The organism is Novosphingobium oxfordense, from assembly GCF_044029435.1.
Lineage (GTDB): Bacteria > Pseudomonadota > Alphaproteobacteria > Sphingomonadales > Sphingomonadaceae > Novosphingobium.
Map to the genome: position 1 here is coordinate 295,600 of NZ_CP147008.1, position 20,242 is coordinate 315,841.

Sequence of the window (20,242 nt, forward strand, 5' to 3'; positions counted from 1 at the left end):
ACGCGGGCCGTCCGGGTCAGGCAGCCACGCTGCCGGGTCGTTTGTCGAGCGTGACCACGAGACCGTTGACGCGGCCCTGGATCTGCGGCGCCTTGTCGCGCGGGTTGAAGAACTGGCGATACCAGCTGCGCACCTTGCCGTAGGGGCCGTCCGCCGGCACTGCGAGCGGGTTCAGGCAGGCGCGCTTGTTCGCCCAGATCTCCACGTCCTGCGCGAAGGCAAGGCGGCTGCCTTCCTGATACATCGCCGCATTGGCGCGATCCGCATCCGTCGTCTCACGGGACCCGTCGTGCACTTTCACCATCAGCCCATGCCACGCGCGCGACCGGCCATCCTCGATAGGCGTATTGGCGATCATGATGAAGCTGTCGAACGTGCCGGCCATTTCCGACTGGAGGAAGCCCGGCCCTTCGTACCAGGTATCAAGCACCAGCTGATCCTCGTCCGACGCGGTCAATGTGCGATGGCCGGCGCTATAGTACTGGTGGACGACGTGGTCCTGGAACTCGTTGGCGAAATACTGCCAGTCCTTGGCGCCGTGGATCGGCACGAAGTGGCCGAAATCGGCCATGTTGTCGACGATTTCCACCCCGTGGACGTTCAGATCGCCCATGTAGTCGATCTCCCATTCCACCCAGCCCGGCTCGCCATAGTGGCCGCCGAAATCGGGCAACTCGTAGTCGGGCGCCAGGCCTTCCTCATCGTGCCACATCCACAGGATGCCGGCCTTCTCCACCACCGGATAAGTTGCCAGCTTCGCGGCCTTGGGCACGAAGTCCGAATAGGGGATGTGGTTGCAGGCACCGTCCGGGCCGAAGCGCCAGCCGTGGAACGGGCAGCGGATCGATTCGCCTTCCACATGCTCGCCATCGCGCACGATGTAGGACGTGGTGTTCTTCGCAAGGTGCGCGCCCATGTGCGGGCAATAGGCATCGACCACGTAAGGCGTGCCCGATTCGCCGCGATAAATCACGAGATCCTTGCCGAAATAGCGGATCGGCGCGGGGGTGCGCGTCGCCTCCTCAGAGGTTCCGATCATGAACCAGCCGCGCGGAAACGCGTGGGGCCCAAGCCCATAGTCGCTGGTGGTGGCCATTTGCATCAACTCCTCAATCCGCGCCGGTTCTGAGCGGCGCATTCCTTGCCTATCTAACGGATCGATTGCCGATTTGCGAAGATTCTTGACCTGCACACACATTGTGCAAAATTGCACCGCATATGGAATGGAGCGATCTTCAAGTCTTTCTCGCTGCGGTCCGCGCCGGGTCCTACACCGCCGCCGGACGCCAGCTGGATATCAACCGCACGACCGTGGGCCGCCGCGTCGATGCGCTGGAAGCCGCGCTGGGCATTGCCCTGTTCGAGGAGGGGCCGCTTGGCCCCGCTCCTTCGCGTGCCGGCCGCCGGCTGCTGGCGGCAGCGGAGGCGATCGAACGCGAAATCGCGCACATGCGCAGCGACCTCGAACTTGCCGAACACGTTCAGGGGCCGATCCGCATCGCCGGCAGTGCCGGCATCGTGGCCGAATTCCTGCCGGAATTCGCCGCGTTTCGCCGCCTCCACCCCGAAATCGCCATCGAATTATTGGGAGAACTGGACCCCCTCGACGCGGTCACGCACCGCCGCGCCGAACTGGCGCTGGCCCTCGTTCGCAAGGTGCCGCTGAGGCTTGCCGGCGTCGAAGTCGCCACGCTTTCGCAAGCGCCCTATGCGCGCAAGGGATCGCCCGAAGAAGGCGCGCAACTGGGCTGGGGCTACGAAGTGGACGCCGCGCTTCCCGGCAGCCAGTGGACCGCGAGCAATCCGTCGGGAGAAGTCGCCGAGCGCGAGGGTCTGATGACCTTCAACGCCTTTCCGCAAATGAAGCAGGCGGTTCTGGCCGGCCTCGGCCGCGCCACGCTCTGGTGTTTCGCGGCGGACGGCGAACCCGCGCTTGAAAGACTGGCCCCGCCCGATTCGCGTCACGATTGTCCGCTCTGGCTGCTCCACCGTAGCAAGGCACCGCCGGGGCCGGGCCTCACCAACCTTATCACGTTCCTGACCGACGCGCTCAGGTCGCGCCTGACAACCCCGCCAACAGGGTAAGGCCCCACGAGGGATCGTCCCTGTCCGCGCGGCCATGCCGGGCCTCTGCGCCAAGGCGCGCCATCGCCTCTTCGTCCACCTTGCGGACCTCTCCGTGATCGAAGACGAGCTGGCGGTGGAGGAATTTCCACACGCCCCCGCGCCGTTCGTAGCGATCGAGATAGCGGCCGTGGACGATAAATTCCTGCCGCTCGGGCGGATGCGTGCGGTGCCAGGCGCGGACCAGATGCTCGCCCTCGGCCCGATCGCCGGCAAGCACGATGACGCTGTTCGAGATGGCGTGGATGGTCAGTTCCCAGGGCTCCATCGCCTTTGGTAGCCACGCCACGAAGGCGTCTGGCCCGCCGGAGAACATGGCGCCATGATCGTCGATCGCATCGTCATGATAGAGCGCGCGTACGAGCGCAAAATCGCGTCTGTCGCAGCCCCGGCAATAGCGCGCGACGAGATCGAGGATCTGCATCCGGTCCGCCTGTTCACGCAATCCTTTTTCCATCACGCCGCTTTTCCCTCTGGATCGGAATCGATTTTTACGTATCAATATTGTCCATATTTTACGCAAACAATCAATCAATGTGCGAATCGATCGCCAAAAGAGCGACGAATGAAAAACGAGAGGAAGATGATGATGGCAACCACCGCACCACCGGCGGAGGCACGCGCCTTCACGCGCGACGCTCTGCTGGACGCGGCACGCGAACGTGCCGGGCTCGACGATTTTGGCGACCTGTGGTTCCTGGAACCGATGGACCGCTACATCGAAGCGGTTCATCGCGAGGCCTGCCTGACGCCCGCCGGATATGCCGCCCAGCATGAGGTCGTGGTAAAGGGCCTGACCAGCCGCTTGCGCATGATCGAGGACATCCGCCGCCATCCTGAGATTCTGGACGAGCGGATCGAGGTGGCCGGCATCATCCTGGGCCTGCCCCGCACCGGCAGCACGATCTTCCACCGCCTGCTTGCCGCCACGCCCGGCATGACCGCGATCCGCTGGTTCGAAGCGCAGAACTTCGCCCCGTTTCCCGGTGAGGAACCCGGCAATCCCGAAGCGCGCCGCGCCTATGCGCAGGCGATGATCGATGGCTGGTTGCAGCTTTCGCCCGAACTCGTCTCGATCCACCCCCTCGATCCCGAGGCGCCGGACGAGGAGATCCTGGTGCTCGGCCAGATGTTCGTCTCGACCATGATAGAGGGCATGAGTTTCGTGCCATCCTTCGCGCGCTGGCTGGACACCTACGACCAGTCGCGCGGGCATGAGGATTTGAAGACGATCCTCCGATACCTGCAGTGGCAGGATCCGACGCGGCGTGGTTCGAAATGGATCCTGAAGAGCCCGTCGAACCTGCCCTATGCCGAACTGGCCGCGCGGGCCTTCCCGGAAGCGCTGCTGATCATGACGCATCGCGATCCGGCGGAGGTGGTGCCGTCCTACGTCAGCATGGAAGCCGCGCTCTACAAGCTCACCGCCACGCTGGACGATCGCGACGTCGGCACGTTCTGGGCCGCGCGTCTGGCGGAATGGATGACCATGTTCGAGCAAGCCCGCGCCCGGATCGGCGAAGACCGTTTCATGGACATCGATTATCGCTCGGTGGGTCGCGATCCGGTGGCGCAGGCGGAGCGGGTGCTCGAACGGATGGGTGTGCCGCTGGACCAGGCAGCGCTGGCCGAATTCATGGCCGGCAACAAGCGTGAACAGCGGCCCATGCACGACTACGCTCCGGAGCGGTTCGGGCTGGACATGGCCGCCGTGCGCGATGCCTTCGCTGGCTATCGTGCACGCTACCTCGCCTGAGGGACAGGCTCGCGCCTGAACGCTCCTGATGGGCGTTCAGGCGCGGGCGTTCAGGCGTTGGCGCCGGTCATGTCGCGCGCGGCGATGTAGCCGAAAGTCATGGCCGGGCCGATGGTGACACCGGCCCCCGGATAGCTCTCCCCCATGGCCGAGGCGGCATTGTTGCCGACTGCATAGAGGCCCGCGATCGCCGCGCCTTGATCGTCGACCACTTGCGCACGGGCATTGGTCCTCAGGCCGCCATTAGTGCCGATGTCGCCGGGGTAGATCGGCATGGCATAGAACGGCCCATCGGTCAGCGGGCGCAGGCATGGGTTGGGGCCGTGACGATAATCGCCATACATGCGATCATAAGCGGCCTCGCCGCGATGGAACGCCGGGTCCTGCCCTTCTGCGGCATGGTGATTGAAATCGGCCAGCGTCCTGCCCAGAACGGCGGGATCGGCACCGATACGCTTGGCCAGTTCCTCCACCGTGGCGCCCTTTTGCAGGATCTTGCGGACCCCGCTCGATTGCAGCCAGTCCGGAACCAGCGGAAGCAAGGGCCCCATCGGGAACTGGTGCCGAAAGCGATGGTCGAAGATCATCCAGCTGGGGCTGGCGTCGCCATGCTCGCGCTGGCGCCGGGCCATGAGCTGGCCGGTGATGTGATAGGACGCCGCTTCGTTCAGATAGCGCTCGCCCTTCTGGTTCACCATGATGCAGCCGGGCAAGGCACGCTCGATCGTGCAAAGCCGTCCGCGATCTTCCCCCGGCACGTAGAAGACCGGCGCGGCCCAGGTGGACTGCAGGTTCATCGTCCCCGCCCCCACCGCAGCGCCGGCGCGGATGGAATCGCCGGTGTTGCTGGTGACGCCGCCGGACAGACGCGCCTCGGGATAGAGCGGCACGTGCTCGTCCCGCATCGCCTGGTTCTTGTCGAACCCGCCGGCCGCCAGCACCACGCCCTTGCGCGCGCCGATCCGCAGCGTCCGCCTGCCATGTTCGACGACGATCCCCGTCACACGGCCATTCTCCCGCACCAGTTCGCGCATCGGAGAGGACAGCCAGAGCGGTACGTCCGCATCGTTCAGTGCATGGCGCAGCGCCCCGGTCAGCGCGCCGCCCAGCGTCAAGCGCCGGTCCTTGCGCGAGGTGAAGCGGAATGGAAGATCGAACCAATACTTGGCCATATTGGCCACAAGATGGCTGAACCACCCCTTGGTCCGATACAGCAGCTCATAAGTCTCTGCGAAGGTCCACTGAAGGTATCCGAAGAGACTGGCCGCGGGGGAAGGAAAGCGCTGCGTGCGAACGGTATCGCCCAGCAGGCGGCCATCGAATTCCAGCGGCAGGTGCGTGCGGAAACCCGTGGGCGATCCGCCTGGATTCTCGGCGTGGTAGTCCGGATAAGGCTGCGCCTGATAGCGCACGAGCGTGTTCGCGCTTACCCAGCGCAACATGCCCGCCGCATTGTCGACAAAGGCGCGGATGTTTTCATCCGGCACGTTGTCGGCGGAAAGGCCGCGCACATAGCGAAAGGCGTCGTCAAGATCGTCCTCGAACCCGGCCTCGCGCGCCTGATCGCTGCCGGGGATCCAGATGCCGCCACCCGAAGTCGCCGAAGTACCGCCCCAGAGCTTGTCCTTCTCCACGATCAGCACGTCCGCCCGGTTTTTCGCGGCAACCAGTGCCGCCAGCATGCCGCCAGCGCCCGATCCCACGACCACGACGTCGAAAATCTTGTCCCAGTTTCCAGCCTGTTCCTGCGTCATGCCTCTCACCCGTCCGCGTTCGCCGGACCTTTATCTCGATATTCAACGCATGTTGCGATTGATATTGCACTGATGTCAACTCCATGCGTAAATTGAGACGACGATTTTTACGAGTCATTCGGGTTTTTGGATAAAATGACGCAAATCACGGGAAAGGTTGCGCTGGTTACCGGCGCGGGACAGGGAATTGGCCTGGGCACTGCCACGGCCATGGCCAAAGCCGGCGCGAAAGTGATGCTGGCCGGGCGCACCCATGCCAAAGTGGCCGAGGCCGCCGAGCAAATCGCAGCCCATGGCGGCGAAGCGCTGGCCGCGGCCTGCGATGTCTGTTCGGTCAGTGACATCGACGCGCTGGTCGAACGCACATGCGCCGCGTTCGGCGGTATCGACATTCTGGTCAACAATGCCCAGCAAGTACCGCTGGGCACGCTGGACCAGGTGACGGACGAGGCCTTCACCGCCGGGTTCGAATCCGGCCCGCTCGCCAGTTTCCGCCTGATGAAGCGCGTGCGCCCGATCATGGCGGCGCGGGGCGGCGGCACGATCTTCAACCTCGCCTCCTCCACCGGCATCCGCTGGGACATGACCGGCTACGGCGCCTATGCCGCCGTCAAGCAGGCCACCCGCTCGCTCACCCGCGCGGCAGCCGCCGAATGGGGCCGCGAAGGCATCCGCGTGCTGACCATTGCGCCGCACGGCGAATCTCCCGGCCTGAAAGGCTGGATCGAGAATAATCCCAAAGAGGCGGAGGCGTTCTTCCGCACCATCCCGCTCGGCCGCATCGGCCGTCTTGAAGAAGACATCGGACAGGCTCTGGTGGCGCTGTGCGGTGCCGACCTTGGCTATCTGACTGGCGCAACGATCCCGCTCGACGGCGGGCAGGCCAATTTCGACTGAAGGATTTACGCAAGTGGAAAAGGTTGTCGCCGCCCTCTGGGCACCCGAGGGCGAAACTCGCGCGGACTATGCCGCACGCCTGCTGGAAAGCTTGCCCGCCGCGCTCGGCGCCGCAGGTGCGCAGCGCATCCGCCTGAATCTGCGCGATGCCGATGTCGCGCCCGCGGACATGATGGTGCAGCGCTGGCAGGCGCCGCAGCAGGACGCGGTGGTGCAGTTCTGGGTGGATTCCGCCAATGGCCGCTTTCGCGGTGCCGTCGATGCCGTGCTGGCCGCGCATAGCGCGCGCTTCGCGGCGTGGCTCGTTTGCGAATCCACGATCATCGCCAATGCCGATCATCCGCCTCAGCCAGAGGCGCGGACCTGGGGCTTCAGCCAGTCCACCTTTCTGGCTTTCCGTACCGATCTGCCACGGGAGGCAGCGCTCGCACACTGGGTGGGCGAGCACACACGCGTCGCGATCGAGACGCAGTCCAACTTCGAATATGTCCAAAACATCGTCGTACGCCCGCTGACCGAAGACGCGCCGGCCTATGACGCCTTCGTGGAGGAATGCTTCCCGCCCGAGGCGATGACCGCGCCCGAAGTGTTCTTCGATGCACTGGGCGATCCGGTGAAGTTCGAGGCCAATGCCCGAACCATGATGGACAGCTGCACCCGCTTCATCGACTTTTCGCGGATCGACGTGATCCCGACCAGCCAATACCGTTTCGCGGACTAAGTTCCGGAAGCGCCACAACCGATACGAACAAGGAGAGAATGACGTGGAGAGGAACGGAAAGGTCGCGCTGGTTACCGGCGCCAGTCGCGGGGCAGGAGCAGGCATCGCGCGCGGCTTCGGAGAGATGGGTTACACCGTTTACGTCACCGGGCGTACCACCGCGCCGGGCGACGCCAAGGGTTGGGACGGTTCAGTCCTGCCCGGTACCGTCGCCGAAACCGCCGCGCGCGTAACCGAACTGGGCGGCAAGGGCATTCCAGTGGTCTGCGACCATGCCGACGATGCCAGCGTTGCCGCGCTGTTTGACCGCATTCGCGAGGAATCGGGCCGGTTGGATGTGCTGGTCAACAACGCCGCCTATATGCACCGCCAGTTGATCGAGAAGCTGCCGTTCTGGGAGAAGGAACTGGACGCGCAGAAGATCCTCGATGTCGGGCTGCGCTCCGCTTATGTTGCCAGCTGGCATGCGGCGCAGATGATGGTGCCGCAGGGATCGGGGTGCATTGCCATGACATCCTCTTTCGGCGCGTCCTGCTACATGCACGGTCCCGCCTATGGCGCACAGAAAGCCGGGCTGGACAAGCTGGCGCACGACATGGAGCACGACCTGCGCGGCACCGGCGTGATCGCCGTCTCGCTCTGGCTTGGCCCGCAAGTAACCGAACGCTCGGAAATCGCGCGCCGCACCAATCCTGAGCAGTATGACGCCTTCATCGCCATGGCCGAGAATCCGGAGTTTTCCGCGCATACGCTCGACGCCATTGACCGTGCATCGAACCGTAATGATCTTTCGGGCCAGACGCTGATCGTGGCGGAAATCGCGAAGGAACTGGGCGTGACCGACCGGGGCAGCGACCGCCCCTCTCACCGAGAAATGCTGGGCGATCCGCGCCCGAAGAATCCTGCGGCGGTCTACTGAAACCGTCCATGTAAGTGCACGCGGTGAGGCGAATGCGCCCACCGCGCCAAGGAGAGGAAAATCCAGCCGATGCTCGATCCCCAGGTACAGGCCCTGCTCGCCATGTTCTCCGCCGCGCCGGCGGTCGACTACGCCAGCGTAACGCCGCAGGCGCTGCGCGCGATGAACGATCTGCCGATGGCCTTCGGCGCGCCGCCCGAAGTGGCACGGGTGGAGGACGTGACGTTGCCGCTGCCCGGCCGCTCGATCGCGGCCCGGCTCTATGTGCCCGAAGGCGCGGGCGAAACGCCGCCCTTGGTGGTCTACTACCACGGCGGCGGCTGGGTGATGGGCACGCTGGACACCCACGACGCAACCTGCCGCCTGCTCGCCCGCGAAAGCGGTGCGGCAGTGCTCTCGGTCGCCTACCGCCTCGCGCCCGAACATGCGTTCCCCACTCCGATGGACGATTGCTACGACGCTCTGCTGTGGGCGGCAGCGAATGGGGAGGCGTTGGGCGTGGACGCATCGCGCCTTGCCGTCGCGGGAGACAGTGCCGGTGGCAATCTTGCCGCCGCCGTGGCGATCCGCGCCCGCGACGAAGGCGGTCCGATGCTGCGGCACCAGTTCCTGGCCTATCCGGTGACCGCGAACGACTTCGCGAACTCGTCCTATGCGCAGAACGGCGACGGTCGCTACTTCCTCTCGACCGCCGCGATGCGCTGGTTCTGGCAGCAGTATCTCGGCCACGCGGGCAGCGGGCACGTACCACTGGCCAGCGTGCTGGGCACGCCGGACCTTTCCGGCCTGCCGCCGGCGACGGTTATCACGGCCGAGTACGATCCGCTGCGCGATGAAGGCATGGCTTATGCCACGCGCCTTGCCGATGCAGGCGTTACCGTCGATGCCGTGGCTGCGCCCGGCATGATCCACGGCTTCCTGTCGATGTTCCAGGCGGTGCCCGGCGCGCTGCAATGGATGGAGCGCGCCGGGCGGGGATTGCGCGAAAGTCTCGCCTAAACTTTCGGCGCGGCCGTCAGATGGCGGTCGCGCCGCCGTCGATCACCATGGGGTGGCCGGTCACGAAACCGGCCGCATCCGAACAGAGCCAGACCACCGCTTCGGCAATTTCCTCGGCCCGGCCCATGCGGCCCATCGGGGTCATCCCCTCGATCACTTGCTTCATCTGCGGATCGGCCACGAGCGGCGCCGTCATCGGCGTTTCGATCACGCCAGGGCACACCGCGTTGACGCGAATGCCGGACTTCGCCCAGCGCAGCGCGCCATGGCGGGTGAGGCCGACGACGCCGTGCTTGGTGGCGACATAGCCGGGCTGGCTGGGATTGCCGATCAGACCGTTGATTGAGGCGGTGTTGACGATCGCACCGCCGCCCTGCTTCAGCATGACTTCCGCCTCTTCGCGCATGCAGAGCATCACCCCGGTCAGGTTGATGCCCACGCTGCGCGCCCAAACCTCATCCTCATACTCATTGGCGCCCAGCGAGTTGATGCCGGCATTGTTGAATGCGCAGTCGAGCCGGCCGAAGGCATCCACGGCGGCGGCGACCATCGCCTTCACCTCATCCCCCTTGCTGACATCGCAGCGCTGCCACGCGGCCTTGCCGCCTGCGGCTTCGATCAGCGAGACGGTCTCACGGCCGCCATCCTCGTTCACGTCGCTTACCAGCACGCTGGCGCCGGAGCGTGCAAAGGCCAGCGCGGCGGCGCGGCCGATCCCGCCGCTCGCGCCAGTGACGAGCGCGACCTTGCCGCCCAATCCGTAATTGATCATTTCCGCTATTCCTTCCCGATACCGTAATTCAGACGGCCTGCGCCTCGCCGCAGGCCAGCACGCGCAGCGCGCCGTCCTCGGCCATTTCCTCGACGATCATCGAGGAGATCCGGCTGACCGTTTCCGCGATCCACCAGCGGCCGTCATGGCGGCGATAGACATCCTCATACTCGACCGCGAGGCGCGTGACGCGGCGCGCGCCCATCAGGATCGTGCGGAAATTGAGCGACCATACGCCGCGCGCCTCGTCCGCCGAGACCAGGTCGATTTCCCAGTTGGTGGCGTGGTGAATATCATGCACGCCATCCTGGCAGGCCATCTGGCGATAGACGTCGACGAAGGCATCGCGGTCGTCGAACTCCGGAAACCCTTCGTAGGCGATGCGCACGCCGGTCGGCAGGAAGCAGTCGCGGATCACGTCCGGCTGCTTCAGATCGCAGGCGCGCAGATAGCGTGCCTTCAGGCTGCGGATCGCTTCCTTGTCCTCCAGCGCGGAAAGCCGCTCGGCCAATTCGGCCATGCTGATCGACATCGTAAATCTCCCGTCATCCGCTCCGCAGAGCATGGTTGAGCGCCGCCGTTCACGGCGCTTCGATATTTCGGATCAGCCCGCCGCCAGTTCGTGCGCGATATCGGGCATGTGCGGCGGCGTTTCGTACTGGAAGAAGGCCATGCGCCCCTCCAGCACCTGCCGGCTCATTTCCGGCTGGCTGTGGACCCAGAACTTGTTTTCCGCGATCTGCTCCAGGAACAGGCGGCAGCCTTCGTCCAAGTCCATGCCGTGGGCATCCATCATCTCGGCCATTTTGCGGCGATGGCTGGCGGAATCCTCGGGCTCACCCGCCCCCGCCTCGGCCTGGAAAATGTTGGTCTTCAGCATGCCCGGAATGATCGAGGAGACGTGGATCGGCGCGCCCTTCAGCTGCATCTCCAGATAGAGGCATTCGCTGAAGGCCTGCACGGCATGCTTGGTGACGATATAGGCCGTCTGCGCCGGCATGACCGAGAAACCGCCGATCGAGGACAAGTTGGCGATCCACGCCTCCTGCCCGCTTTCCAGCATGCGCGGCACGAAGGCGCGGACGCCGTGGATCACGCCGTGGATATTGATGTCCAGCGTAGCCTCCCAGCGCGAGACCGGGATCTCCCAGGTGAAGCCGACCGTCTCGATTCCCGCATTGTTGACCAGCAGCCGCACAGCGCCATGCCGTTCGAATACGTGATCGGCCAGCCGGTCCAATTCCTCCGGCCTGGAGACGTCCACGCGGACGGCCTCTCCCTTGCCGCCGGCCGCCGCAATGGCGTCAACAGTTGTGACGGCCGCCGTTTCGTTGATGTCGGCCGCCACCACGGTCATGCCCAGCGCACCCGCGCGCCGGGCAAGGCCCGCGCCGATGCCCGAGCCCGCTCCGGTTATGACGGCGACGCCGCCCGCAAAGACTTCGGCGTCGCGCGCCATCCTTTTTCTCCCTTGGATCTGTCAGCCGTTCGGATCAGGCGGAGGCTTCTTCTTCCAGTCGCCCTGCCGCACTACCTTCGTCCGGCAGGCCGAAATCCGCGAAGACCGGCGCCTTCATGGCATCGGCAAAGGCGTCGTAGCTCCACGGCCAGCTGGCCGGCACGCCTTCCGCATCGAGATACCAGCTGGTGCAGCCCGAACCGAAGATCGTCGTCTTCGCCGCCGCAATCCGGCGCTCTTCATAGTCTTCGTGCGCGGCCCGCGTCGGCGCGATCCGGCGTTCCGCGCCCGAGCGCAGACGGTCCAGCAACTGGTCGACGTAATCCCACTGCCGCTCGGCAATGTCGATCAGCGAGAAGTTGCCGACCGGGCCGGTGGGGCCGTTGAGCAGGAACAGGTTCGGGAAGTCCGGCACGCTAAGCGCGAAGTAGGCCGTGGGGCGGCGTGCCCAAGCGTCATCCAGCGAACGGCCGCCCTCGCCCGTCACTGTCGCCGGGCGGATGAAGCGGTCGGCATGGAAGCCGGTGGCCAGGATCAGCGTGTCCAGCGGATGGAACGTGCCGTCCGTCATCCGCACCCCTTCGGGTTCGATACGAGCGATCCGGCCCGTATCGACGTAGACGGAGGGGTTCTGCACTTCCTCGTAGTAGCACCAGGAATAGATCAGCCGCTTGCAGGCCGCACGGTAATCGGGGCGCAGCTTCTCACGCAGTTCCGGATTGCGGACCGAGTTTTCGAGGTTGAGCCGGCAGATCTCCTCGATCTGGGCAATTTCGGGGCCGTTGATATCGGTAATGCCATCGGTGAAGCGCCGGATCGCGCCCAGATATTCGTCGTGATAGCGGATCGCATCCATCAGCGCCGGATCGGCGCGGAAAGCGGCGCGATCCTCGTCGCTATAGGGGAACTGCGGTACCGGCATGATCCACTGTGGGGAGCGCTGGAAATGCACCAGCTTCTCCACCCGCTTGTTGATCGCGGTCAAGATCTGCACACCCGTCGAGCCATTGCCGATCAGGCCGACACGAACGCCGTCGATCGGGGCATCGTCTTCCCACTGCGCGCTGTGAAAGGCGCGGCCGGCGAAGCTTTCCAGCCCCTCGATCACCGGCATCTTGGGATGATGGAGCACGCCCGATGCGGCAATCACCACGTCGAACCGCTGCGTCTCCCCATTGCCGAGCGTGACGGCCCACTCGTGCGCAGCCTCGTCCCAGACCATGCCCGCCACTTCGCAATTGAAGCGGATCGAGCGGCGCACGTCGTACTTGTCCGCCACCATTTCGAAATAGACCTGGATATCGGGACCGGCGGCGTAATAGGCCTTCCATTCGGGATAGGGTTCGAACGAGTAGGTGTAGGCATGCGCGGGCACGTCGCAGGTCAGCCCCGGATAGCGGTTCTCGCGCCAGGTGCCGCCCAGCCGGTCGGCCTTTTCGAAGATCGTGAATTCCTCGCCATTCTGCCGCAGCTTCACGCCGGCAAGCAGCCCCGCCATGCCCGCGCCGACGATCGCGTACCGCAGCTGGCGCACCGCCGCCTTGTTCTCTGCCATGTTCTTCTCTCTCCGTTTTCCGGCCGTGCCGGTCATTTTCTATTCAATTCAGCAATGCGCCGCCGTTGACGTGGACGACCTGCCCGTTGATCCAGCGCCCGTCTTCGGACAGCAGCATCGCGGCCACCCCGGCAATGTCTTCTGCCTTGCCAAGCCGGGTCGAGCGCGTCTGCTCCAGGCACAGCGCGATCCAGTCCGACGGTACTTGCCCGCCTGCCGTCATCTCCGGCGTCATCACGAAACCGGGCGCCACGCAATTGGCCGTGACGCCCTGCTTGCCCCAGCGCGATGCCACGTGGCGCATCAGGGCATTGAGCCCGCTTTTCGAAGCCGCATAGCTTGGCCGCTCCGGCTCGCCGATGTCGCCGGCATCCGAACTGGTGTAAACGATCGCCCCGCCCCCCGCCGCCAGCAGATGCGGCAGCACGGCACGCGTGCAAAGCAGGTGGCCGCGCAAGTTCACCGCCAGCGTACGGTCGAACACGGCAAGGTCCAGCGCCAGAGCATCGCTGTCTGCGAAAATCGTGCGCAGATCGGCGGCATTGACATGCGCCCCGTCCAGCCCGCCAAGCCGCGCGGCCGCCTGAGAAATCGCCGCATCGACCGAAGCCTCATCGGCAATGTCCACCGCAACGGCGAACGCATCGTGCCCTTCATCGGCAAGGCGCGATGCCACGGCTTCGGCAGCAGGCATGTTGATATCGAGCACGGCCACGCGCGCGCCTTCCGCGCACAAGCGTTCCGCGGTCGCGGCACCGATCCCGGTGCCTGCTCCGATCACCACAAGCCTCTTGCCGGCGAGCCGATCCGACATCATCCCTCCATCCGGTTCACCGCTTTGCAACGCGTTTCGTTGGCAGCGAACCAAGTTTACCTTGATTATCGTAAAATCATCGCCAATAATTTGCGCAATGACAAGTCAAAAGGCGACGGGAGAGGTAAAATGCGATATTGCACGGGCTTGCGGCCCTGCCAATCGCCGATCAACCGCTTTCCCACCGTCCAACGGCGTCCCCGGGGAATGAAAGAGCCAGCCGCATGACATCCTATCCGCACCTGCTTTCGCCGCTCCGGATCGGCACGATGGAGATTCGCAACCGCATCGCCGTCACCGCAATGGGCGTCAGCCTGTCCGAGGATGACGGCACCGTGGGCGAGCGGTTGATCGCCTATCACGAGGAACAGGCACGTGGCGGTGCCGGCCTCATCATCTCCGGCGTCACGGGTGTGGCCTGGCCGGTTGGCGCGGTGTCGATGGGGCAGACCGCGATTTCCGACGATCGCTTCATCCCCGGCTTGCGCAAGCTGACCGATCGCATCCACGCGCAGGGCGCAAAGATCGCCGCGCAGCTTCATCATGGCGGGCTGGTCGCCAATTACAGCCACGCGCGCTGGGGCCATCCGCTCTGGGCGCCGGCCTATCCGAAGCCGCCCAAGGCCAACTTCACCGACTACTTCCTGATGGAGGAACTGGCCCCGCTGGCGGGGATGAAGATGCCCGAGATCAAGCTGCTGGAACAGGAAGACCTGGACCTTGCCGTCTCCCAGTTCGCGGCCGCCGCGCGCCGCGCGAAGGAGGCCGGGTTCGACGGCGTGGAGATCCACGCGGGCCATGGCTACCTGCTCTCCTCCTTCATATCGCCGTACATCAACAACCGCGCGGATGCATACGGCGGCCCGCTGGAAAACCGCGCCCGCCTCGCGCTGGACGTGCTGAAAGCAATCCGCGCCGAAGTGGGGCCGGACTTCCCCGTCTGGATGAAGATCGATTCGCGCGAAGTGGGCAAGACGGGCGGCATCACCATCGACCTTGCGCGCGAGATGGCGAAGCTGGTGGAGGCTGCCGGCGCCGATGCGATCACCGTCACCACTTATCACGATACCGACCACGGCAAACTCCATTCGGAATCGCACACCCCGCAGATCCCGGGCTGGAACCTGGAATCGGCCGCCGCGATCCGCGAAGTGGTGGGCATTCCAGTGATCGGCTCAGGCCGGGTCGAACCCGAAGTGGCGGACAAGGCAATCGGGCGCGGCGAACTGGACGTGGTCGCCATGGGCCGCAAGCTGCTGGCCGACCCGCATCTGCCGCGCAAACTGGCCGAAGGCGCGCCCGATACAGTACGGCCCTGCATCTATTGCTACACCTGCATCAGCGCGATCTACATGGGCGATGCCGTGCGCTGCGCGGTCAATCCCGCGCTCGGCCGCGAGTATGAGGACGAGCCGGCAGCGTCGTCGGCGCGTCACATCGCAGTCGTCGGCGGCGGCCCCGGCGGGATGGAATCCGCACGACGTCTTGCTGCGCTGGGCCACAAGGTGACGCTGATCGAAAAGTCGGACCGGCTGGGCGGCACACTGCGTTTCGCCAGCCTTGCCTACGAACCCAACGAACGCATTCTGGACTGGCTGCGCCGCGAAGTGCGAGAGGCCGGCGTAGATGTGCGCCTCTCGACGGTGGCCAGCCCCGCGCTGCTGCGCGAACTAGGCGTGGAGGACGTGATCGTCGCCACCGGCGCGGTGCGCGGGATGCCACCGATCCCCGGTGGCGACCTGCCGCATGTGTTCTCCGGCGACGACATGCGCCGCATGATGCTAGGCGAAAGTTCGGACGAGCTGAAGCGCAAGACCGGCCTGTTCACCCGCCTTGCCACGAAGGTCGGCGCGGCGACGGGTGCCACGGCCAACCTCGCGCTGGTGCGCAAGGCCACACATACCTGGATGCCGCTGGGGGACCGCGTGGTGATCGTCGGCGGCGAACTCGTCGGGCTGGAATTGGCGGAATTCCTCAGCGAACGCGGCCGAACGGTCCATGTGGTCGAGGAAGGTCCAAGGCTCGGCCGGGGGCTGATGCTGGTGCGGCGGATGCGCATCCTGGCCGAACTGGCCGAGCACTGCGTCGGCCTTCACGGCGGCGCCACGAACATCGCGATCGGCAAGGACACAGTGACCTTCACCGACCGCGAGGGGCAGGTGCAGAACCTTGCTGCAGACAACGTGATCGTCGCGCGCGGGGCGGAGGGCGACCTTTCCTTGGCGCGCGCGATCGAGGCGGCGGGCTTCACCGTTCACGTCGTCGGCGATGCCAACGGCGTCGGCTACATCGAGGGGGCGATGCGTGAGGCGGCCGAAGCGGTGCGGGAAATCGCATTGGCCCGTCATCCGCAACCGGCCTGAGGGCCGACCGACGCGACTACGGAAAAGGGGGCAGGCCATGAAAACGGCAGATTATCGCCGCGTAGATGTGCGACAAAAATTCTACGCATACACGTCTCCGCCGTCACAACCAGGCGACTTTGGCGCTTCATATTTCCGCACCGTCGCGCATTTCCAGCGGTCACTATGAGGTTGACGAGCAAGCGCTCCATGCGCAAACCGGCCGTTCGTTCCACGCTCCGTTCAGGAAGCAGGTTGCCGGAAGACATGACGCAGACGTTCCAATTCGATGCGACCGATGCAAAGATCGTCGAGTTGCTGCGCCTCAATGGCCGCGCCAACAACCAGCAGATTGCCGAGACGCTGGGGCTGACCGCCACCACCGTCTCCACCCGCATCAAGCGGCTGGAAGATGCCAATCAGTTGCGCGTCGTCGCCGTTTCGGACTTTTCCGCGCATGGCTACAATGTCCTGCTGAAGATCGCGGTGGAAGTGGACGGCCGCCCGGTGAACGACGTGGCGCACGACCTTGCCGCCCTGCCCGAAGTCTTCGCCGTGCACCTCGTTACCGGACGCTACGACATCGACATGCTGGTGGCGCTCCAGGGTTTCGAGGACCTTTCCGGTTTCCTGCTCAACGACCTTTCGACCGTTCGCGGTATTCGTTCGCTGACGCCCGCCGTGGTCGTCGACATCATCAAGTATCAGTTCGACGTCGCGCCGATCGAAGCAAGGGATCGCTGAACAATGTCCTCTCCCGTGCTCGACGCGCTGGACCACCAGCTGATCGACCTGCTCGCCCGCGATGCGCGCGTTTCCAACCGCAAGATCGCCGCGGAACTGGGCGTTACCGAAGGCACCGTGCGCGGCCGCATCAAGCGGCTGCAGCAGGATGGCCTGATTGCTTTCACCGCGATCACCGGCTTTGAAATGGGCAAGAAATCGCGCCTTGCCTTCATCAACGTGCAGGCCGATGTCCACCGCGTGCGCGAGGTGGCAGAGGCGATCGGCGCACTGCCCGAAGTCAACGCCGTGCTGGTGACGATGGGCCAGTTCAACATTGCCGCGCTGTGCCTGTTCGATGAGCTGGAGATGCTCCAGCACATCGCGTCCGAGCTGGTACTGATGATCGATGGTGTTCACCATGTCGAAACCTCGATCGCGGTCAGCACCGTGAAGTACGAGGCGCGCATGGCCAAGATCACCCCGCCGGAGCACGTTGCCGACGAGGACTGACCGACCATTTCGCGAATTTACGCAAACTAAGCCGATCCGGTTTGCATTTGCGTAATTCAGTGGATATACGATGACGCAAATCTAAAGCGTCGTCGTTGAGTCGCCTTTGCATGCGCAACTCCCGATGACCGACGGGAGCAGGCACATGAGCGATACCCAGGCGGCACCTGACCGTACCTTGGAGGCACTTGCGCTGGATGCGCGGCTGAAGCGGGTGCTGCGCCACCTTCCGGCGCCGGTCGGCGTGGTCACCAGCTTCGATCCGGCGACGGGAGAGCCGGTCGGCCTTGCCATGTCGGCGATCATGCCCGTCTCTCTGGAACCCTGTTCGATGGCCATCGCGGTCAACCGTTCGGGGTCCAGCCATGACGCGCTGGTGCGCAGCGGCGAGTTCTGCATCAACCTGCTGGACACTGAGCGCCACGGCCACATGGAGCCCTTCGCCCGGCCGGAGGCGCGCGCGTTGCGCTTCACCCAGCCCGAATGGCAGCGCCGGGGCCGCGTGTGGTTCATCGAGGGGGCGCCCGCCAATATCTTCTGCCGCATCCGCGAGCAGGTGGCCTACGGCACGCATGACCTTCTGATCGGCGATGTCGACGAACTCGTCTCCACCGGGGGCGAGGATATCCTGGGCTGGGCCAATGGCTGCCTGGGCCGCCTGGCCCCGCTCGCCGCCTGATCCACCAACTTACCTGCACGAGAACCCGATGCCTGAAAACGACGCTCTGCTGGCGCGGATCGACCGCCTTGAATCGCTGGACGCCATCCGCCAGCTTCCCGCCAAGTACGCCCTTGCCCTGGACATGCGCGACAGCGACGCCTGGGTGAACCTGTTCCCGGCGGACGTGAAAGTCGGCGGCGGCCAATCCGGCCGCAAGGCGCTGCGCGACTGGTTCGACGAGACGCATTCGCGCCAGTTCACCGGCACATCGCACCATATCGGCGGCCATGTGATCGACTTCGACGATGCCGATAATGCGCAAGGCGTCGTCTATTCCAAGAACGAGCATGAGGCCGGCGGTGACTGGGTGGTCATGCAGATGATGTATTTCGACCGGTATGAGCGGATCGACGGGCGCTGGTTTTTCCGCCGCCGCCTGCCGCTCTACTGGTACGCCAGCGACCTCAACCGCCCGCCCATCGGTGAGCGCAAGATGCGTTGGCCCGGCGAACCGCCCTACGAAGGCAGCTTCCACGACTTGTTCCCCAGCTGGAAAACCTACTGGGATCGACATGGCATGGCGCACGATGGCCCGGTGGAGCCGCCCGCGCCACTGGAAAAGTTCATCGAGACGATGCGGCGCGGCGCACCGCTTCCGCGTCCGCGTGTGCGTAGCTGAGCGCGCCGATGGATCCGCTTTTCACGCCCGCCCGCCTTGGCGCGATCGAGTTGCGCAACCGCGTGGTCATGGCGCCGATGACGCGCGACCGCGCCGGCCCCGATGACGAACCGACCGAGCTTATGGTGGAATACTATCGCCAGCGCGCATCGGCCGGGCTGATCGTCACCGAAGGCACCCAGCCCTCGCCCGCCGGCAAGGGATATTGGCGCACGCCGGGCATCCATTCCCCCGCTCAAGTCGCGGGCTGGCGCAAGGTGGCGGATGCCGTCCATGCCGACGGCGGGCGCATCGTCATGCAATTGATGCACGTCGGCCGCGCTTCCGTGCGCGCCAACAAGGCCGCCGATGCCGAAACCGTCGCGCCTTCCGCGCTGGCCTGTCCTGATCCGATCCCCGGCCCTGACGGCGTTCCGGTGCCGACCGAAATGCCACGCGCGCTGGAAACGGGCGAGATCGCGGGCGTCGTCGCCGAATATGTGGCCGCCGCGCGCAATGCCCGTGCGGCGGGGATCGACGGGGTGGAACTCCACTGCGCCAGCGGCTACCTGCCGATGCAGTTCCTCTCCTCCAACAGCAACCAGCGGACGGACCGCTACGGCGGTTCGGCGCAGAACCGCGTGCGCTTCGTGGCGGAAACGCTGGAATCGCTAGCCAAGGCAATCGGCGCGGACCGCGTGGGTCTGCGCATCTGCCCCGGCGTCACTTTCAACGGCATGGCCGATGCCGATCCGGCCGAGACTTACGCCGCGCTGCTGGACGCGATCGACCCGCTCGGCCTAGCCTATTGCCACCTGATCCATATTCCCAACACCGGGTTCGACGCGCTGGACCTTGTGCGCACGCATTGGTCCGGCCCGGTGATCGAGAACTGCGCGCTCACGCCTGAAAAGGCCCGCGCCGTGCTGGCGGAGGGCAAGGCAGACGCCGTGTCCTTCGGCTTCGCCTTCATCGCCAATCCGGACCTTGCCGAACGCCTGCGCACCGGCGCGCCGCTGGCCAAGGCCGACCGCACGACTTTCTACACCGGCATGGGTGACGACCGACGCGGCTATACTGATTATCCGTCAATGATGGGCTGACCCAGCGATGAGCGACATTCAACTTCTGCTCGATGAGCGGCAGATCGTCCGGGGACTCGGTCTGTTCGCGCGCATTCTCGACCAGAAGAGGTGGAACGATCTTCAGGATGTTTTCGCGACCGACCTGACGTTCAACTACGGATTGGGCGAGGAAGTCGGTATCGACGCGCTGGAGCGGAACATGCGCCGCTATCTGGACCAGTGCGGCCCCACCCAACATCTGATCGGCAGCGTAATCGTCGATATGGAGGGAAGCGAGGGCGGGAACGAAGCCACCAGCCGCGCCTATGTTCAGGCACGGCACCAGCGCCGCGATGATCCGCTGGGCCCCATCTTCGACACCACCGGCGAATATATCGACCGCTGGCAGAAAGGCGATCAGGGCTGGCGGATCGTGCGACGCGATGCCCTCTGGTTCCTGCACGCCGGCGATCCTGCGGTGATTGCGCCATGAGCGCCGCTGGAGGCCAAA

General features: G+C 65.1%; 21 protein-coding genes. 13 read left to right on the forward strand and 8 right to left on the reverse strand.

Translation table 11 applies throughout. The features are described 5' to 3' along the window. Positions 1-16: 16 nt before the first annotated feature. Positions 17-1,096, reverse strand: a complete 1,080-nt coding sequence (locus WBP07_RS24300) for a Rieske 2Fe-2S domain-containing protein (RefSeq protein ID WP_395397653.1) — start codon at positions 1,094-1,096, stop codon at positions 17-19. Between the two features lie 122 nt (positions 1,097-1,218). Between WBP07_RS24300 and WBP07_RS24305 the strand changes: the two genes are divergently transcribed. After that, positions 1,219-2,085, forward strand: a complete 867-nt coding sequence (locus WBP07_RS24305) for a LysR family transcriptional regulator (protein ID WP_395397654.1) — start codon at positions 1,219-1,221, stop codon at positions 2,083-2,085. On the opposite strand, the gene WBP07_RS24310 is transcribed toward WBP07_RS24305, so the two are convergent. Continuing rightward, complete coding sequence (locus WBP07_RS24310; RefSeq protein ID WP_395398237.1) at positions 2,051-2,581, reverse strand: nuclear transport factor 2 family protein; 531 nt, start codon at positions 2,579-2,581, stop codon at positions 2,051-2,053. The genes WBP07_RS24305 and WBP07_RS24310 overlap by 35 nt on opposite strands. Positions 2,582-2,707: 126 nt before the next feature. On the opposite strand from WBP07_RS24310, the gene WBP07_RS24315 reads away from it, so the two are divergent. Continuing rightward, entirely contained in the window at positions 2,708-3,880 is a 1,173-nt protein-coding gene (locus WBP07_RS24315) for a sulfotransferase family protein (RefSeq protein ID WP_395397655.1), read from the forward strand. 50 nt (positions 3,881-3,930) lie between these two features. Here WBP07_RS24315 and WBP07_RS24320 read toward each other — a convergent pair whose 3' ends face one another. Then, on the reverse strand, positions 3,931-5,634 hold the full coding sequence (locus tag WBP07_RS24320) for an FAD-dependent oxidoreductase (protein WP_395397656.1): 1,704 nt from the start codon (positions 5,632-5,634) through the stop codon (positions 3,931-3,933). A gap of 135 nt (positions 5,635-5,769) precedes the next feature. Between WBP07_RS24320 and WBP07_RS24325 the strand changes: the two genes are divergently transcribed. The 4 genes from WBP07_RS24325 to estDL136 all read left to right on the forward strand — a co-directional run bounded on the left by WBP07_RS24325 (position 5,770) and on the right by estDL136 (position 9,170). Then, positions 5,770-6,531, forward strand: a complete 762-nt coding sequence (locus WBP07_RS24325; RefSeq protein ID WP_395397657.1) for an SDR family NAD(P)-dependent oxidoreductase — start codon at positions 5,770-5,772, stop codon at positions 6,529-6,531. A gap of 13 nt (positions 6,532-6,544) precedes the next feature. Then, a complete protein-coding gene (locus WBP07_RS24330) occupies positions 6,545-7,252 on the forward strand; it encodes an EthD domain-containing protein (RefSeq protein ID WP_395397658.1) in 708 nt (235 codons plus the stop codon). A 43-nt stretch (positions 7,253-7,295) separates the two neighbouring features. Beyond that, on the forward strand, positions 7,296-8,171 hold the full coding sequence (locus tag WBP07_RS24335) for an SDR family NAD(P)-dependent oxidoreductase (protein ID WP_395397659.1): 876 nt from the start codon (positions 7,296-7,298) through the stop codon (positions 8,169-8,171). A gap of 69 nt (positions 8,172-8,240) precedes the next feature. Next, positions 8,241-9,170, forward strand: coding sequence for a chloramphenicol hydrolase (gene estDL136 / locus WBP07_RS24340; protein WP_395397660.1), 930 nt, complete (start codon positions 8,241-8,243; stop codon positions 9,168-9,170). A gap of 16 nt (positions 9,171-9,186) precedes the next feature. Here estDL136 and WBP07_RS24345 read toward each other — a convergent pair whose 3' ends face one another. The 5 genes from WBP07_RS24345 to WBP07_RS24365 all read right to left on the reverse strand — a co-directional run bounded on the left by WBP07_RS24345 (position 9,187) and on the right by WBP07_RS24365 (position 13,770). After that, entirely contained in the window at positions 9,187-9,942 is a 756-nt protein-coding gene (locus WBP07_RS24345) for a glucose 1-dehydrogenase (protein WP_395397661.1), read from the reverse strand. A gap of 28 nt (positions 9,943-9,970) precedes the next feature. Further along, on the reverse strand, positions 9,971-10,474 hold the full coding sequence (locus tag WBP07_RS24350; RefSeq protein WP_395397662.1) for a nuclear transport factor 2 family protein: 504 nt from the start codon (positions 10,472-10,474) through the stop codon (positions 9,971-9,973). A 72-nt stretch (positions 10,475-10,546) separates the two neighbouring features. Beyond that, on the reverse strand, positions 10,547-11,401 hold the full coding sequence (locus WBP07_RS24355; protein WP_395397663.1) for an SDR family NAD(P)-dependent oxidoreductase: 855 nt from the start codon (positions 11,399-11,401) through the stop codon (positions 10,547-10,549). A gap of 34 nt (positions 11,402-11,435) precedes the next feature. Beyond that, positions 11,436-12,956 carry a flavin-containing monooxygenase gene (locus WBP07_RS24360; protein ID WP_395397664.1) on the reverse strand — a complete coding sequence of 507 codons (1,521 nt, stop codon included), beginning with the start codon at positions 12,954-12,956 and terminating at the stop codon, positions 11,436-11,438. 43 nt (positions 12,957-12,999) lie between these two features. Next, complete coding sequence (locus tag WBP07_RS24365) at positions 13,000-13,770, reverse strand: SDR family NAD(P)-dependent oxidoreductase (protein WP_395397665.1); 771 nt, start codon at positions 13,768-13,770, stop codon at positions 13,000-13,002. Positions 13,771-13,994: 224 nt separating this feature from the next. Between WBP07_RS24365 and WBP07_RS24370 the strand changes: the two genes are divergently transcribed. The 7 genes from WBP07_RS24370 to WBP07_RS24400 all read left to right on the forward strand — a co-directional run bounded on the left by WBP07_RS24370 (position 13,995) and on the right by WBP07_RS24400 (position 20,224). After that, positions 13,995-16,133: an FAD-dependent oxidoreductase gene (locus WBP07_RS24370; RefSeq protein ID WP_395397666.1), complete on the forward strand. Its 2,139-nt coding sequence runs from the start codon at positions 13,995-13,997 to the stop codon at positions 16,131-16,133. A 246-nt stretch (positions 16,134-16,379) separates the two neighbouring features. Further along, positions 16,380-16,856: an Lrp/AsnC family transcriptional regulator gene (locus tag WBP07_RS24375; RefSeq protein WP_395397667.1), complete on the forward strand. Its 477-nt coding sequence runs from the start codon at positions 16,380-16,382 to the stop codon at positions 16,854-16,856. A 3-nt stretch (positions 16,857-16,859) separates the two neighbouring features. After that, a complete protein-coding gene (locus WBP07_RS24380; protein ID WP_395397668.1) occupies positions 16,860-17,348 on the forward strand; it encodes an Lrp/AsnC family transcriptional regulator in 489 nt (162 codons plus the stop codon). Positions 17,349-17,493: 145 nt separating this feature from the next. Further along, positions 17,494-18,027 carry a flavin reductase family protein gene (locus tag WBP07_RS24385; RefSeq protein WP_395397669.1) on the forward strand — a complete coding sequence of 178 codons (534 nt, stop codon included), beginning with the start codon at positions 17,494-17,496 and terminating at the stop codon, positions 18,025-18,027. Positions 18,028-18,055: 28 nt separating this feature from the next. Continuing rightward, a complete protein-coding gene (locus tag WBP07_RS24390; RefSeq protein WP_395397670.1) occupies positions 18,056-18,688 on the forward strand; it encodes a nuclear transport factor 2 family protein in 633 nt (210 codons plus the stop codon). Between the two features lie 8 nt (positions 18,689-18,696). Beyond that, a complete protein-coding gene (locus tag WBP07_RS24395) occupies positions 18,697-19,770 on the forward strand; it encodes an alkene reductase (RefSeq protein ID WP_395397671.1) in 1,074 nt (357 codons plus the stop codon). Between the two features lie 7 nt (positions 19,771-19,777). Continuing rightward, entirely contained in the window at positions 19,778-20,224 is a 447-nt protein-coding gene (locus WBP07_RS24400) for a nuclear transport factor 2 family protein (protein ID WP_395397672.1), read from the forward strand. Positions 20,225-20,242: the final 18 nt, after the last annotated feature.

Excerpts from the sequence above, each read along its gene's own strand:
- WBP07_RS24300 (WP_395397653.1), bottom strand. The coding sequence starts at position 1,096 with ATGGCCACCACCAGCGACTATGGGCTTGGGCCCCACGCGTTTCCGCGC.
- WBP07_RS24305 (WP_395397654.1), top strand. The coding sequence starts at position 1,219 with ATGGAATGGAGCGATCTTCAAGTCTTTCTCGCTGCGGTCCGCGCCGGG.
- WBP07_RS24310 (WP_395398237.1), bottom strand. The coding sequence starts at position 2,581 with ATGGAAAAAGGATTGCGTGAACAGGCGGACCGGATGCAGATCCTCGAT.
- WBP07_RS24315 (WP_395397655.1), top strand. The coding sequence starts at position 2,708 with ATGATGATGGCAACCACCGCACCACCGGCGGAGGCACGCGCCTTCACG.
- WBP07_RS24320 (WP_395397656.1), bottom strand. The coding sequence starts at position 5,634 with ATGACGCAGGAACAGGCTGGAAACTGGGACAAGATTTTCGACGTCGTG.
- WBP07_RS24325 (WP_395397657.1), top strand. The coding sequence starts at position 5,770 with ATGACGCAAATCACGGGAAAGGTTGCGCTGGTTACCGGCGCGGGACAG.
- estDL136 (WP_395397660.1), top strand. The coding sequence starts at position 8,241 with ATGCTCGATCCCCAGGTACAGGCCCTGCTCGCCATGTTCTCCGCCGCG.
- WBP07_RS24345 (WP_395397661.1), bottom strand. The coding sequence starts at position 9,942 with ATGATCAATTACGGATTGGGCGGCAAGGTCGCGCTCGTCACTGGCGCG.
- WBP07_RS24350 (WP_395397662.1), bottom strand. The coding sequence starts at position 10,474 with ATGTCGATCAGCATGGCCGAATTGGCCGAGCGGCTTTCCGCGCTGGAG.
- WBP07_RS24355 (WP_395397663.1), bottom strand. The coding sequence starts at position 11,401 with ATGGCGCGCGACGCCGAAGTCTTTGCGGGCGGCGTCGCCGTCATAACC.
- WBP07_RS24360 (WP_395397664.1), bottom strand. The coding sequence starts at position 12,956 with ATGGCAGAGAACAAGGCGGCGGTGCGCCAGCTGCGGTACGCGATCGTC.
- WBP07_RS24365 (WP_395397665.1), bottom strand. The coding sequence starts at position 13,770 with ATGTCGGATCGGCTCGCCGGCAAGAGGCTTGTGGTGATCGGAGCAGGC.
- WBP07_RS24370 (WP_395397666.1), top strand. The coding sequence starts at position 13,995 with ATGACATCCTATCCGCACCTGCTTTCGCCGCTCCGGATCGGCACGATG.
- WBP07_RS24375 (WP_395397667.1), top strand. The coding sequence starts at position 16,380 with ATGACGCAGACGTTCCAATTCGATGCGACCGATGCAAAGATCGTCGAG.
- WBP07_RS24380 (WP_395397668.1), top strand. The coding sequence starts at position 16,860 with ATGTCCTCTCCCGTGCTCGACGCGCTGGACCACCAGCTGATCGACCTG.
- WBP07_RS24385 (WP_395397669.1), top strand. The coding sequence starts at position 17,494 with ATGAGCGATACCCAGGCGGCACCTGACCGTACCTTGGAGGCACTTGCG.
- WBP07_RS24390 (WP_395397670.1), top strand. The coding sequence starts at position 18,056 with ATGCCTGAAAACGACGCTCTGCTGGCGCGGATCGACCGCCTTGAATCG.
- WBP07_RS24395 (WP_395397671.1), top strand. The coding sequence starts at position 18,697 with ATGGATCCGCTTTTCACGCCCGCCCGCCTTGGCGCGATCGAGTTGCGC.
- WBP07_RS24400 (WP_395397672.1), top strand. The coding sequence starts at position 19,778 with ATGAGCGACATTCAACTTCTGCTCGATGAGCGGCAGATCGTCCGGGGA.